This is a genomic window from Rhizobium yanglingense, from assembly GCF_977109285.1.
Genome location: NZ_CDSAWY010000001.1, coordinates 56846 through 70191 on the forward strand (window position 1 = coordinate 56846; position 13346 = coordinate 70191).

A 13346-nucleotide genomic window follows, 5' to 3' on the forward strand; every position below is an offset into this window, starting at 1 on the left:
TTCGAGCTTATCGGCCTCTTCCTTGCGCTCGCTGTAGCGATCGGTGAGATAGGCGGAGGCGTCGCGGGTAAGCCAGCGTGAATTTCACCAGTTCCTCGCAGACGTCGACCACCCGGTCGTAGTAGGACGAGGATCTCATGCGGCCGTCCGCGTCGAACTCCTGAAAAGCCTTGGCGACTGACGACTGGTTGGGAATCGTGATCATGCGCATCCAGCGGCCGAGCATGCGCAGCTGGCTTAACGGCATTGAAGGACTGCGAGCCGCCCGACACCTGCATGACGGCAAGCGTCTTGCCCTGCGTCGGCACGCACCGAGCCGACGGAAAGCGGAATCCAGTCGATCTGCGCCTTCATGATGCCGGTCATGGCGCCATGGCGCTCCGGGCTGACCCAGACCTGGCCCTTCCGACCACTGCCGAAAGTTCGCGCAGTTCCTGGACCTTCGGATGGCTCGACCGGCTCCGCATCAGGAAGCGGCAATCCCTCCGGATTGAAGATCCGCACGTCGCAGCCGAAGTGCTCGAGCAGGCCGCGCGGCCTCATGGGCGAGCAGCCGGCTGTAGGAGACCGCGCGCAGCGAACCGTAGAGGATCAGGATACGGGGCTTATGCGTCGAGAATGGCGGCCTGCAGCGCCCGCCAGATCGAGCGGCCGCAGATGCATCGCGGGAGGCTGCCGGAAGATCAGACAATACGCCTGCCTTCCGCATCGAGACACCTTTCGCCGTCTTCCTTGGCGAAGGCGCCCTTATGGGTGTCCGGCAGGATATCGAGAACCGCCTCGGATGGGCGCGCCAGCCGCGTGCCGAGCGGCGTCACGACGAAGGGCCGGTTGATGAGGATCGGATCTTTCAACATCGCGTCGAGAAGCTGATCGTCGGTCAGGGCCGCGTCATCGAGCCCGAGCTCCGCGTAGGGCGTACCCTTCTCGCGGATGGCCTGCGCGCACCGTCAGGCCGGCGTCGGCGATCATCTTGACCAGCTCCGCGCGCGACGGCGGGGTCTTCAGATACTCGATGATCGTCGGCTCGATCCCGGCATTGCGGATCATCGCCAGCGTGTTGCGCGACGTGCCGCAAGCCTGGATTGTGGTAGATGGTGGCGTTCATAGCTTTGCCTCAGGTGAAAGGGTTGACGATGCACCCGGCTGCAGCAGCCAGGTGAACAGGAAAGAGCGCCGCGACCGCGCCGGCGATTTCGGCGACCCAGAAGCCCGGAAGATCGACCGGACGGATGCCGGAGAAGGTGTCGGTCAGCGAGCGGGCGAAGGCGACGGCCGGATTGGCGAAGGAAGTCGAAGCGGTGAACCAGTAGGCGGCGGTGATATAGAGCCCCGACCAGCCATGGCACCGCCTTCTGCTCGAAGCGGATGCCGGCGAGGATCACCGCCACGCAGGCCGAAGGTCGCGACGCCTTCGGAAAACCACTGCCGCCGCCGGTGCGCACCTTTGTCGACAGCTGGACGAGCGGAAGATCGAACATCAGATGGGCCGCGATCGTCCCGATGGTGCCGCCAGCAACCTGGGCCAGGACGTAGCAGAAGAAATCGCGCTTCGGCAGCTACGCGCGATATCGCGAAGACCAGCGAGACCGCCGGATTGAAGTGGGCTGCCGGAAACCGGCGCGAGGATGGTGATCAGCACCACCAGGATCGCGCCGGTCGCCAGCGTGTTGCCGAGCAGCGCCAGTCCCACATCCTGCGTCAGCGATGTCGCCATGATGCCCGACCCGACCACGGTCGCGACGAGAAGTGGCTGTGCCTAGGCCCTCGGACACCAGGCGGCGCGGCAGATCGAACATCATCGTTATCCTGCCTTCACCGGCTTGCTCGTCGAACCTTCCATGGCGCCGATCTGGCGCAGGTGCTGCTCCAGAGCGAGCTTGTCGATCGACGACAAAGGCAGGCTCAGGAAAGCCATGATCCGGTTCTTCAGGAACCGTGCGGCCTGCGCGAAAGCCCGGCCCTTCTCGACTTCGCTGCCCTCGACAGCGGCCGGATCCTCGACGCCCCAGTGGGCAGTCATCGGATGGCCGATCCAGACCGGGCAGGCTTCGCCCGCGGCGCTGTCGCAGACCGTGAAGATGAAATCCATTTCCGGCGCGCCCGCCTCGGCAAACACGTCCCAGCTCTTCGAGCTGAAGCCGGTCGAAGGATAGCCCAGCGCCTGCAAGCTCCTTCAGCGCATAGGGATTGACCTTACCCTTGGGTTGGCTCCCTGCCGAAAACGCCCGGAAGCGGCCCTTGCCTTCGGCGTTGAGAATGGACTCCGCCAGGATCGAGCGGGCGGAATTGCCGGTGCACAGGAACAGCACATGGTAGACACGGTCGGCAGTCATTGCAGTTTCTCCTCCACTTTAGGCGCGCAGCATGCGACGACCGCCGCCACAGGTGCGCAGATTTCAGGGTTCCCGGCGCAGCAGTCTTCCATCAGGAAGCGGATGCAGACCGCCCAGCGCATTCGTAATTGGCGGTGTAGATGATCGAGCGGGATTCGCGCTTCTGGCTGATGAGGCCGGATCGTTCGAGCTCCTTCAGATGGAAGGAGATAGTTCGACGGCGAGACGGCCGTCTTCTCCGCAACCATGCCGGCGGCCATGCCGTCTGGACCCGCGACCACCAGCATGCGGACGATCTGCAGGCGGGTTTCCTGGGCGAGCGCGGCGAAGGCGCTCAGCGCTTGACGTTGATCCATATTTCAATAATCCTTGAACCGTTGAAATTAGGATTAATGCAAATGAACGCGATCGACAACAGCAAAATGCAGGACCGCGACATCAGCCTCGGCCTGCTTCTCGACTTCCTGGCAGGCGCCAAGGATTTGCCCTTGGTTTTCCATTACGACGGCCGACCGGTGAAACCGGGCTACCACGTCACCGAAGTCAAGGCCGGTGAGTTCGCAGCGCTCGACTGCGGCGCCAACCCGGAAGCATGGCGAGAGATTTTCATCCAGCTATGGGACATCGACGAGGACGACCGCACGCATATGCCGGCTGGAAAATTCCATGCAATCATCCGCAAGGTGACCGAGCATGTGAAGCTTGACGGTTCTGCAAGGCTGACATTCGAAGTCAGCGACGGCGTGCGGCCAATGCAGCTTTATTGCGCGGCCATGCCGGCCCTTGTGGGTGGCATCGGTGCACGTCGCAACTTGCAGCCTCGCCCGGCAAGCTGCAAGCCGCGCGACCGCTGGCTCAAAGAGGAAGCACGAAAGACTGAAGCCTGCTGCGGGCCCACGCATGGCAAAGATACCTGCTGCGCCTAGAAGGCACTGAAAAGCCAACGGCCCACATCAGCGACAGTTATCTCCGGCCCTTCCTAATCATATTGGGCAGGTTGATATGTCGTCGGGACACTGCCGTTATACGTGCCATGAGGTTTGTACTGTTTTACATTGTAACGTGCGTTTCCGTCAGCCTTGCTGTGGGCGTCGCCATATATCCGATCTTTGAACCGCCACCCGGGCCGACGCAGAGATTCGTCGCGGCAAAGCTCCCGTCCTCAAGCAGCCAGGACGGCGGGCAAGACCTCTCGCCTGATGCCTTGCACCAATGCCTCGTCCTGCCTCCAGGCGCCGACGAGCGCCTGTGTCGACCCGAACGACGCTTTTCGTTTCCGTCGCACCGGTTTTTGCGCCGGCCTCTCCGCGCACCCCGTCGGCGGGTCTACCCGCCAGACGTGAGCTTTAGATGGTTGCCCCGGCCCCAGACCAAGCCCTCCGCATCGGCGCATTCCGGCCGCAGGTCGAACCGAGCGCGCAGATGCAACGCTTCATTAACCACGTCCAGCGTACTTTTGGCAAAACCAAGGAGGTCGGCAGGTTGAGGGGGCGAACAGCACTGCTCGTAGCGCAGCGTATTTCGTAATCGCGTCTTTGCTGGCGGGCTGCGTGAGCGGACCGGACCACACGCCTCCGGAGATGCCGCTGCCGGCGAAATTCGGTGAGGGCAGCACCAAGAATATCGGTGATGTTGCGACGGTGGCCTGGTGGTCGGCCTATCGCGACAAGCAGCTCGACAGCCTGGTGGCGCGCGGCATCGACCAGAACCTCGACGTGCTGCAGGCGATGGAGCGCATCAATTCGGCGTCCTCGAATGTGACGGTCGCCGGGGCCGGTTCGCTGCCGAGCCTGGTGGTCGGCGCCTCGCACACGGTCTCGGGCCAGATGGGCTCGGAGCGCACCCGGGTGGGTGCTCTCAACACCTCCGGCGGCGAGGCCAATGTCTCCTGGCTGCTCGATCTCTTCGGCCAGTACCGCCGCTCCAAGGAAAGCGCGCTTGCCTCGCTCGATTCGGCCTATGCCAGCGCCGACGTAGCCCGGCTTGCCTTCCTGCAGGATCTCGTCTCGACCTATATCGACGCCCGCTTCTACCAGGAGCGCATTGCGCTGTCGAAGGCCAACCTGCAATCGCGCCGGGAGACCTACGACCTCACCAAGTTCCAGCTGGAAGCCGGGGCCGCCTCCAGGCTCGACGTCGTCCAGGCCGAGGGCCTGGTGCAGTCGACGCAGGCCGAAATCCCCGGTCTGGAAACCAACTTCCGCGTCTCGGCGCATCACATCGCCACGCTGCTCGGCCTGCCGGCCTCCTCGCTGATGGCCGAACTGCAGAAGGGGGCCGCCCAGCCGGTCTACCGTGCCGGCATCATCTCCGGCGTCCCGGCCGACCTGATCCGCAACCGTCCCGACATCCGCGTGGCCGAGCGCAATCTGGCAGCGGCGACCGCCAATATCGGCGTCGCCCAATCGCAGCTTTATCCGTCGATCGCGCTGTCCGGCTCGATCTCGCCGACCTGGGTCAACCCGGCCGGTGGCAGCGGCGGCGGCCTGACCACCTGGTCCTTCGGCCCGACGCTCAACCTGCCGATCTTCGACGGCGGCCGCCTGCGCGCCAATGTCGACATTGCCAAGTCGGACGCCAAGACCGCCTATCTCGCCTGGAAGGCAGCGGTGCTCAACGCCGTCGAGGAGGTGGAGAACGCGCTGTCGGCGGTGCGCCGCGACGCCCAGACGGTGGAAGCGCTGCGCGCCCAGGTCAAGACGACGCAGGAATTGCTGGAACTGTCGACGGCAAGCTACAAGGACGGCGCCTCCTCGCTGCTCGACGTGCTCGACGCCCAGCGCCAGGTGTCGCTGGCCCAGGCAAGCCTGGCGGCGTCCGTGCAGCAGATGGCCAGGGACTACGTCTCCCTCAACGTCGCCATCGGCGGCGGCTATGCCCCGGGCGGCAAGGTCAACTCTGTCTCCGCCACCGTGGCAAAGGGACCCACAAAGGGCTGATAAAGCCGAATCACGATGAAAAGAAATGCGGCGCGACCGCTCGCGGTCAAGGAAAAGGACCCGTCCTGCCTATTGACGAGCCCTTCTCTCTTCATCGGAGGAGTAACGAGACGGTCTCGCAAGGATGATACCGCTCTCAAGCATCAGACCACGAATTCCCGGTCTTGAACATTTCTACAAACGGATAAGCCGGCCCTACGCCCGATACGCTCTATGACGATCGCGCAAACGCGCTTTCTGTGCCGGAAGAAGACAAGAACCGGCCCGCCCGGTTATCACCCAAAGGGATTAGTTGATTTCGTGCAGTAGTATGGCATCCTTGCCTCGGGATCGGGGGCAGTACCGAGTAGAGCCAATTCCAAATGCGGCAGCTAATACTCGCGGGCTAATGACCGCGAAAAAGCTCCTTGCGGAAGGGCTCGCTTCATTGCTGAAGCGAGCCCGGCTTTTTCGGCCCCCAAGATATCGAGCAGTCTTCAGTCTTATGAAGAATAACAGCGTCCCCGCTTGTAGGGGCGCCGGGGATACTCAGATCCACTTCCTTCTTAGCCATCAAGCATCAAAACTCGGCGCCTTCGGGGAGAACCGCGCATTCCACCCCTTACCCAGGTGGCACTCGAGACGGCCCTACCCGCGAAAGCATGCGAAGCCTTCACAGCAGTTCGTGGAGTTCAGCAGCAACCACGCATGATCAATGCATGAAATCCCTGATCTTGTAGGCGACCTCCGTCCGGTTGGTTGCATTCAGCTTTTTCATGATGTTGCGGATGTGAACCTTTACCGTACTTTCGCAGAAGCTTCATTTCATACGCGATGATCTTGTTGGCCTTGCCACGCAGCAAGGCTTCCGCCACGACCGCTTCACGCGGCGTGAAGAGTTCATCGGTGCAGTTCATGCCGTTGCTGACAGCACTGATCACGTGCCTCGCAGCAAGAATGCTGCTCGCGGGAATGAAAATTCCCCCGGCCTGGGCCAGGCCGATCGCTTCTGCAGCAACGCCAATACTAACAGTGGTGGGTATGTAGCCTCGGGCGCCTAATTCCAGCGCTTTGAGGATTTGCGAAAGTTCGTCGCTTTCCGCCCCCACGACGACAGGGCTGGATTTGAACTTCTCGGTCAATTTCGCGATCGCTTGGCCCACATCGGCATCCGTGATCTTCTTTCCGCCGATCATCAAAAGGATGACGGCGGGATCATGCTGGATAAGCTGGTTCTGCCAGTCCTCCAGCGAATTGGCGGAAATGATGTTCAAGGCCGGTTGATACTCGCGAAGGCTGCGTGACAAGCACTCCCGGTCAAGCGCCCGCGAATTGATCAGCAGCAGATACTCCGCATGCTCTTCCGTCGTGACGAAATTCGCCGACGACAAACTCCGTACCGGATCCCTCGCCTTCAAGGAAATGAGGCGGGTTGCCCTTGCGATACCAGTATTTTCGTTGGTTATTTGTTGCCCGTTCATAGCCGACTCCTACTCTCAACAAAATTGGCAGCCAAAACTAGAGACCAATTTGAAATACATACGCTTTACTTGCAAATCATACGATTAGATCAAACTTAAGGGCTCGATCTAAAGTACTTTTACAGTCGTATGAAATCCAAACGCCCAACATTAAACTTGCATTAATTATAAATGTCGGCATTAACATATGTTAACCACTACTCATAAAAGATCACATCTAAAACTTATTTCTTACCGCACAACAACATTGCCCCTAATCACTTTAGCCACAAAGAGCTACGATTATTGTGAATAATCCTCATATTTTATAGAATTATCCACAGAGATGCCCTGTCGGCTCTTCTTTCGAATAGCCCCCAAAACACCTGGAAGTATTTCAGGAATTTAAAGCCGGCGCTCCGCCGGCGGCGCCAGGTAGCTTGGGTCGAAATCGACAAGTTCCTCGAGTTTCTTCCTGTCGAGGAATTCGACGACGCCACTTTTGAATACAAGCAGGCCGCTGAGCCGCATATCTTTCAGCACGCGATTGATATGGACGGTCGAAAGACCGACGGCATCACCGATTTCGGCCTGTGTCAGCGGACACTCAAAACCGTCCGCCGACTCGTGCTGGAAGACACCCAGCCGAACGGCCAGCTCGAGAAGAAGATGCGCCGTCCGGGCAAGAGCATCGCGGCGCCCGATATTCGCCATTCTTTCGGTCAGCCGGGCTTGACGGCGCACCATCTCCAGGAGCAGCGCGCGGTGCAGGTCGTTCGAAGCGCTCTCGGGCTTTCGATCGCCGAGCGCCGGCAGTTCGTAAATGCGGATGTTGGAGAGCGCCTGCATCGTCTCGCGCGACAATTCCGCCGAAGCAGTCCAGACGATATCGCCGGGAAGCGAAAAATCGGACACCATGCGTGTGCCATTTGGAAGCAGCTTCCAGGATATTATCCAGCCGCTGACCAGATAGAAGATGCGAGCCCGGCGATTTCCGACCTCGAAGATCGTTTCGCCAGCTTGATAACCGCGGTACGCTCCCCCCGCAAATTCGCGACGCTTGAGATGACGACTTGCCGAAAGCTCATATTCCGCGGTGGTCAGTGTTACCATTCCCCAAACCCCGTAAGCGAACATCCGCTTTGATTGAACAAAAGTATAATCTTAAGGTTGGAAAATACACAATATCATGCGTCTTTTGCCGTGTCGCTTACTCCATATTGCTTAAGTTGCTTGGGAGTGCGGTGTTGCAGCCTGCCGCAGGACTTTACGCGCATACATTGAATCTTTTGCGGACGACGGGAAACACCGCTTTGCTGTGATCGGCAAGCCAGGGAACCATCTGTTCTTTCAATGAGGAATTCAACGAGGGCCGGCCGCAATGCCTCGCACGTCGTCCGACATCGGATATTCGCTGATAAGGCCTGGCCGCAGCGCAAATCGCAAGCGCCGCATTCCCGTTTCGGCGCAGTCGATCGTCAGATTATATCTTTCCTGATCAATACCTTGGGCGAGCGCGGCTTTTAGAAGAGCGGGAATTTCGCTCACCAGTACATGCTCTTCATCCACAAAATAGGCTTCGCGCCCGACGGAGCGGAAAGCCCTCGACCTTTTTATCCCAGCTAAGTCCGACATGCGCAATGCGCAGGGAATAGGCGGCGATGCAGGCGTGGAGGCGATGGGAAACGATGGCATCCGCGGCATTCAGCAGCCGCAGCAACTGCCCTACGTCCGCGGGCCGATCGGCAAGATGGAGTACGCCTGAGGTCAGATGACGTACCATCGAACCTTCGTTCACGATCGTCCTCGCGAAAATGTGATCTTCCGTGGCGCCGTTGCAAAACAGTATGACGCTGAACCCGTCCTCGATCAGCGCGTTTATAAGCTTGCGGTACCCAGCCGCATCCCCAAGCGGTATCGGGCCTGTCTGGCTGGCATGGCGCGTGAGTACGACCGGTTCCGTGACGCAGATGGCGACCATCTTCCCCGCGCTCGGTCCGCGCGTTGTATCGGCTATCTGGGCGATCAGGAGCCCCGGATCAGGAATGATGTCCGGAACTGGACCAGCCGGAAAATGACGGCGCCAGCTATCGTAAGCAAACCTGTCGCGCACCGAGGCATGCAGCAGCCGCACGCCGCCGATGCGGGCGAACAGTCGCCTGGCTGGCTCTGACCAATCGGAGCTTACGCCGACAGCATAAATCGCAAGCGGGCGGTCGAAGCGCCGAACGCAATCCAGAACTGTTCCGATCTTTAACGGAAAATTCAGGTCGTCGTCCTGGAAAAGATTGCCGCCCCCGATGACGACTGCATCCGCCGCGGCGATCTTGCGTTCCCATTCCCCACGCTGTCTGCGGAGCGCGCGCCGGACGACGAACCCGACAGCCAGCCGCCGCGCGGGCTTTGGCAACCTTTGAAGCAGCTTGAGCAGATACCGACGCCGGCTGCTGCTTGCACCGCCGAACCCGCGACGGCCGGCAAGATCGACAGTCTCCACCTCGATGCCGCCGCCCGTTTGCGAAAGGCCGTGCTCAATGCAAAAAGCCAATATGCCGTCGCCAAGGTTTTCGCTGTATTTGACGTTGAAGACGACGACCTTGAAGGGCATCCTGCTCATGACCGCCTCTCCAGTAAGCTCATGGTATCAGAGGCAGAGGCCCTCGCGCGGAGCGGATAGGGCGCAGTCAGGGCGGTCGTGGCGCCGGCAAGAATGTAGATCATCAGCCCGAGATCATAGACGGTTCCGGATGTGGAAGCCGTGACCAGCACCGCCAGGATCCCCATTTTCGCGGCGCGTATTGCCGCACCGCATTCATTCGGCTGCGACGATCCAACAGCCGGCTTCAGCGACAGTACGGACCAGATGAACAGCGCGAACAAAAACGCGCCGAGCACCCCGATATTGGACAGCAGCACCAGCACGAAGCTGGAGGCCCGCGCACTGCCCAGCCCCGCACCGAAACCGAACGTGTCGAGGAACGTCTTGTAGGCAACGGCATTCCATTCCGCACGCTCTTGTCCCGACTGGCTGTCGACTTTGGAAAACAGCATCTGGTCGAAGAAGCCGGCAACGCCTGCCGAAAGGCCGGGCAGCGTCGCCAGGACAAGAAACACGATGAGCGGGGCCGCCGCGACCGAGCCGGCAATAAAGAGCGCCGGCTGGCGAGATCGGTCAGCGGGCGACCCGAAAAACGACCGCAAAACAAGGACCGGAACAATAATCGCAAGACCGATAAGCCCCGTCGCCGATGTCGAAAAGAGCAATGCGATGAACAAAAGCCACGTCAAAGGGCCGATAGCCCGGCCACGGACGCCTTCGAGCCAGAGGCTGGCGATGATGGCAAACAGCACCAGCGTATAGCCAGCAAATGCCGATGCTTCCGGAAAAGTCCCCGAAATCCTCTTCAGCCCGCCTTTTTCGGCAGCGGTCAGCAGCGCGTAGTTTGCCGTCCTGACGAAGCCGAGCAGATATTCGGTTCGCGTGAAATAGGTGACGATGTCGGCCAGTGCGAAGCTCAATGTCACCGTCGCGGTGACCAACACGGCTTTGATGAGATCTTCGTGCGCGCCAGCGCGCCTGAAGAAGGCAAAGGTGCTGGCGAACGCCACCAGGCCACCCACGGCATAGACGGTCTGCGTTATATTGCTCGACGAGGCACGCAGCGGCACGAGCGAGATTATGTTTCGCAGGCCGACTGACCGCTCGACGATCATGGTTTCCGTCATTCCTTGAAACAACCGCGGAAAGAACAATGCCGTAAACAGACCGAAGACCGTCAATACCAGCAGGATGAATCCAGCGCGCGAGGGAGAGACTGCAGCGAAGATCTGTCCCTCGCCGAATGCCATGAAGATGCGCAGAACGAAAAACAGCAGAAAGAGGTTGGGCACCAGGATTGACGCTCCGCCCATTCCGGGCAGCGCAATGGCAGCCGCCGCGCCGAATGCAGTCGACAGCATCATCCATGTGAAAGAATGCCTGACCGGGGCGAACACCAGAATTGCCCCCAGCAGAATGGTCATCAGCCCAATGAATTCGACCCGCATCCGCCGCACCCAGTTGCCTCAACGGGAAAGCTATCATGCGCCGAAGCGGCTTGTATTTACGTCCGCCTTAAGCCCTTTGCGGTAGTCCTTCGGTCGAATTGAGCCCTTTCCCGCCAAAGTGCGCGTCGGTACGGTCCGCGGCATGAGAACGTTTACGCCCAAAACCTGTCTTCGTCGTACAGGCTGGCCGCGATCGTCTGGCCGGCGGCTTGGCATCGTGATCGCTGCCGCGCTTCTGTGCGCCGGCCTGGCACATGCCGAAGACTGCGTGCCCGGCGACACCGGCGATCAAATCGATACCGAGGAGATGAAGCTGACTTTCGAAGACAACTTCGACGATCTCAGCGTGTCGGCCTGGGGGCCTGGGACCCGCTGGATCGCTCATACGCCGTGGTCCGGCGATTTCGGCGGTGCCCGTTTTGCCAATCCCGAACTCGGTTTTCCGTTTGTCGTCACCGACGGCGTTCTGCGCATCGAGGCGGCCCGCAACGCCCAGGGCGATTGGCGTTCCGGGCTGCTTGCCTCCGTTGACCCCAAGGGAAATGGGTTTTCGCAGTGCTACGGATATTTCGAGACGCGCGCCCAGCTGCCCATCGGGCCCGGCGTGTGGCCAGCTTTCTGGCTGATTGGCAAGGATAGGTCGAAATCGACCGCCGAGATCGATGTTCTTGAATTCTACGGAGACAAACCGGAAGGATATTCTTCGACCGTCCATGTCTGGCACCGCGGTGGCGGGCATTATTCGGATTTCTCGCGCATCGAGGTGTTCCGCGACGCAAGGCCCACCGACTTTCATACATATGGCGTGAAAATAGATTCCGAATTCATCCGCATGTATTTCGACGAGAAGCTGGTCTGGAAAACTAAAACCCAGCCGGAGCACCGCCAGCCGATGTATATCCTTGTCAATCTGGGACTGGCGAAAGACGCTGGCGAAATGGACGTTCCCGATCCTTCGCGTATGTTCGTGGATTACATTCGCGCTTACAGCGTCAGGTGACGCTCCGCACTGACCGCAGGCTCACCCCCGCATCCGATCAATTATCCGTTCGCACTCTTAAAAAACGCATGTGTCACAAGGCGTTAGCAGGGGTGCGCGGGCGCCTGCCACATGGGACAGGGTATGGGAAAACCGGCCCTCTAAGACTTTCGTGCACTTGCAGTCATCCCAATGATCAACTGGCGATTTTCCTCGATCATGAAATCCTGTCTCCTCATTCTTTCGATTGGACGATCTCCTGCAGGGCAATGATTGGGGGCAAATCAGTGACTGATCCGGCGTTTCTTGAAACGAACGAAGCCGATGTTGTTGTGTCTTATGACCGGGACCGCTCTCTCCAGGACATCGTACGTCAGCAGGCTCGCATCGCTCCGCAGGCGACGGCGATTGTCTTCGGCGACGAGCGTCTCACCTACGATGAGCTCGACAGATTGTCCGACGCCCTGGCGGGACGCCTTGCGGAGCTCGGAATCCGAAAGGGCGATGTCGTGGGCATGCTGCTTCCGCGCGCGCTCAATACCGTCATTTGCATGCTTTCGATCCTGAAGGCCGGCGGCGTCTATGTACCGCTCGATCCGGCCTATCCCGAAGAGCATCTCGCCTATGTCGCCGCCGAGTGCGCCCCCAAGGTTGTCTTCGTCGATGCGGCATCCGCTGGAAGGGCCAACTCCGTCCCCGACCTGCGCGGCACAATCATCGATGCAGGCGTTGTGATCGGAAGGCTCGCGCACGGCGCCGTCGCCAAACGGCCGGCCATCGAGGTCACTGGCAGTGACCCGGCTTACATCATGTACACGTCCGGTTCCACGGGCCGGCCGAAGGGCGTTACGATTGCCCACCGCAGTATCGCGCGGGTCGTCCTCGATCAGAACTATATCGATTTCAGACGTGACGACGTCATCCTTCACGCCGCTACAATCGCCTTTGACGCGACGACTTTCGAAATCTGGGGCGCGCTGCTGAACGGATGCACGATCGCCGTCATGCCCGATGCCGATTTCTCCCTGGCGCGCCTTGCAGGGGTCATGCGCGACACCGGCGTCAGTATGACCTTTCTCACCACGGGGCTGTTCAATCTCTTCGCGGACTATGCAGGGGGCGATCTGCCGAGGCTGCGCCATGTGCTTTTCGGCGGCGACGTGGGCTCTCCGGTGCATGCCCGGCAATTCCTCCAGCGCTATCCCGACTGCCGGCTGAGCAACGCCTACGGCCCGACCGAAACTACTGTGTTTGCAGCGGCCTTCACCGTACCGCCAGACTTTGCGCAGGCGGAGCTGCCGATCGGCAAGGCGATCGCCCATACCGGGATCTGCATTTTGGACGAGGAATTGCGGGAACTTCCGCCCGGCCGCGAGGGGCAGCTTGCGATATCCGGCGACGGCTTGGCGATCGACTATTTCCGTTGTCCGGAGCGCACCGCGGAGAAATTCGTCATGGTCGCCACGCAGGCCGGCCCGAAACGCTGCTATCTGACCGGCGATATCGCCCTTCTCCAGCCCGACGGCACGGTGAAGCTTCAAGGGACGCCGCGACCGCCAGGTCAAGATCAACGGCAAGCGCATCGAGCTTGACGAGATAGAGACCG

Annotated in this window: 10 protein-coding genes and 4 pseudogenes; 4 read left to right on the forward strand and 10 right to left on the reverse strand. The window is 60.2% G+C overall.

The genetic code is table 11. From position 1 onward, the window contains the following. Window positions 1-7: 7 nt before the first annotated feature. From ACW4PC_RS00275 to ACW4PC_RS00300, 6 genes and pseudogenes are all read right to left on the reverse strand, one after another. On the reverse strand, window positions 8-247 hold the full coding sequence (locus ACW4PC_RS00275) for a hypothetical protein (protein WP_455872477.1): 240 nt from the start codon (window positions 245-247) through the stop codon (window positions 8-10). Next, the gene (locus ACW4PC_RS00280) at window positions 238-543 is read right to left on the reverse strand and encodes an NAD(P)H-dependent oxidoreductase (RefSeq protein WP_455872478.1); all 306 of its coding nucleotides are present in this window, start codon (window positions 541-543) and stop codon (window positions 238-240) included. The genes ACW4PC_RS00275 and ACW4PC_RS00280 overlap by 10 nt, the downstream gene beginning before the upstream one ends. Window positions 544-683: 140 nt before the next feature. Then, window positions 684-1108 (reverse strand): annotated as a pseudogene (arsC, locus tag ACW4PC_RS00285) (arsenate reductase (glutaredoxin)). After that, window positions 1105-1802, reverse strand: a pseudogene (locus tag ACW4PC_RS00290) (aquaporin). The pseudogenes arsC and ACW4PC_RS00290 overlap by 4 nt, the downstream one beginning before the upstream one ends. 2 nt (window positions 1803-1804) lie before the next feature. After that, window positions 1805-2336: pseudogene (locus ACW4PC_RS00295) on the reverse strand (arsenate reductase ArsC). Then, window positions 2333-2692: pseudogene (locus ACW4PC_RS00300) on the reverse strand (ArsR/SmtB family transcription factor). Before ACW4PC_RS00300 ends, ACW4PC_RS00295 begins: the two co-directional pseudogenes overlap by 4 nt. A 42-nt stretch (window positions 2693-2734) precedes the next feature. Here ACW4PC_RS00300 and ACW4PC_RS00305 point away from each other — a divergent pair. Next, on the forward strand, window positions 2735-3262 hold the full coding sequence (locus ACW4PC_RS00305) for a DUF6428 family protein (RefSeq protein ID WP_455872479.1): 528 nt from the start codon (window positions 2735-2737) through the stop codon (window positions 3260-3262). 600 nt (window positions 3263-3862) lie between these two features. After that, entirely contained in the window at window positions 3863-5275 is a 1413-nt protein-coding gene (locus ACW4PC_RS00310) for an efflux transporter outer membrane subunit (protein ID WP_455872580.1), read from the forward strand. Between the two features lie 671 nt (window positions 5276-5946). On the opposite strand, the gene ACW4PC_RS00315 is transcribed toward ACW4PC_RS00310, so the two are convergent. The 4 genes from ACW4PC_RS00315 to ACW4PC_RS00330 form a co-directional block, all read right to left on the reverse strand. Continuing rightward, the gene (locus tag ACW4PC_RS00315) at window positions 5947-6735 is read right to left on the reverse strand and encodes a DNA-binding response regulator (protein ID WP_455872480.1); all 789 of its coding nucleotides are present in this window, start codon (window positions 6733-6735) and stop codon (window positions 5947-5949) included. A gap of 384 nt (window positions 6736-7119) precedes the next feature. Then, on the reverse strand, window positions 7120-7827 hold the full coding sequence (locus ACW4PC_RS00320; protein ID WP_455872481.1) for a Crp/Fnr family transcriptional regulator: 708 nt from the start codon (window positions 7825-7827) through the stop codon (window positions 7120-7122). Between the two features lie 448 nt (window positions 7828-8275). After that, the gene (locus ACW4PC_RS00325; protein ID WP_455872482.1) at window positions 8276-9331 is read right to left on the reverse strand and encodes a polysaccharide pyruvyl transferase family protein; all 1056 of its coding nucleotides are present in this window, start codon (window positions 9329-9331) and stop codon (window positions 8276-8278) included. After that, entirely contained in the window at window positions 9328-10761 is a 1434-nt protein-coding gene (locus tag ACW4PC_RS00330; protein ID WP_455872483.1) for a hypothetical protein, read from the reverse strand. The genes ACW4PC_RS00325 and ACW4PC_RS00330 overlap by 4 nt, the downstream gene beginning before the upstream one ends. A gap of 217 nt (window positions 10762-10978) precedes the next feature. On the opposite strand from ACW4PC_RS00330, the gene ACW4PC_RS00335 reads away from it, so the two are divergent. Beyond that, on the forward strand, window positions 10979-11761 hold the full coding sequence (locus ACW4PC_RS00335; RefSeq protein WP_455872484.1) for a glycoside hydrolase family 16 protein: 783 nt from the start codon (window positions 10979-10981) through the stop codon (window positions 11759-11761). A gap of 311 nt (window positions 11762-12072) precedes the next feature. Further along, window positions 12073-13332, forward strand: a complete 1260-nt coding sequence (locus tag ACW4PC_RS00340) for an AMP-binding protein (RefSeq protein ID WP_455872485.1) — start codon at window positions 12073-12075, stop codon at window positions 13330-13332. Window positions 13333-13346 lie beyond the last annotated feature (14 nt).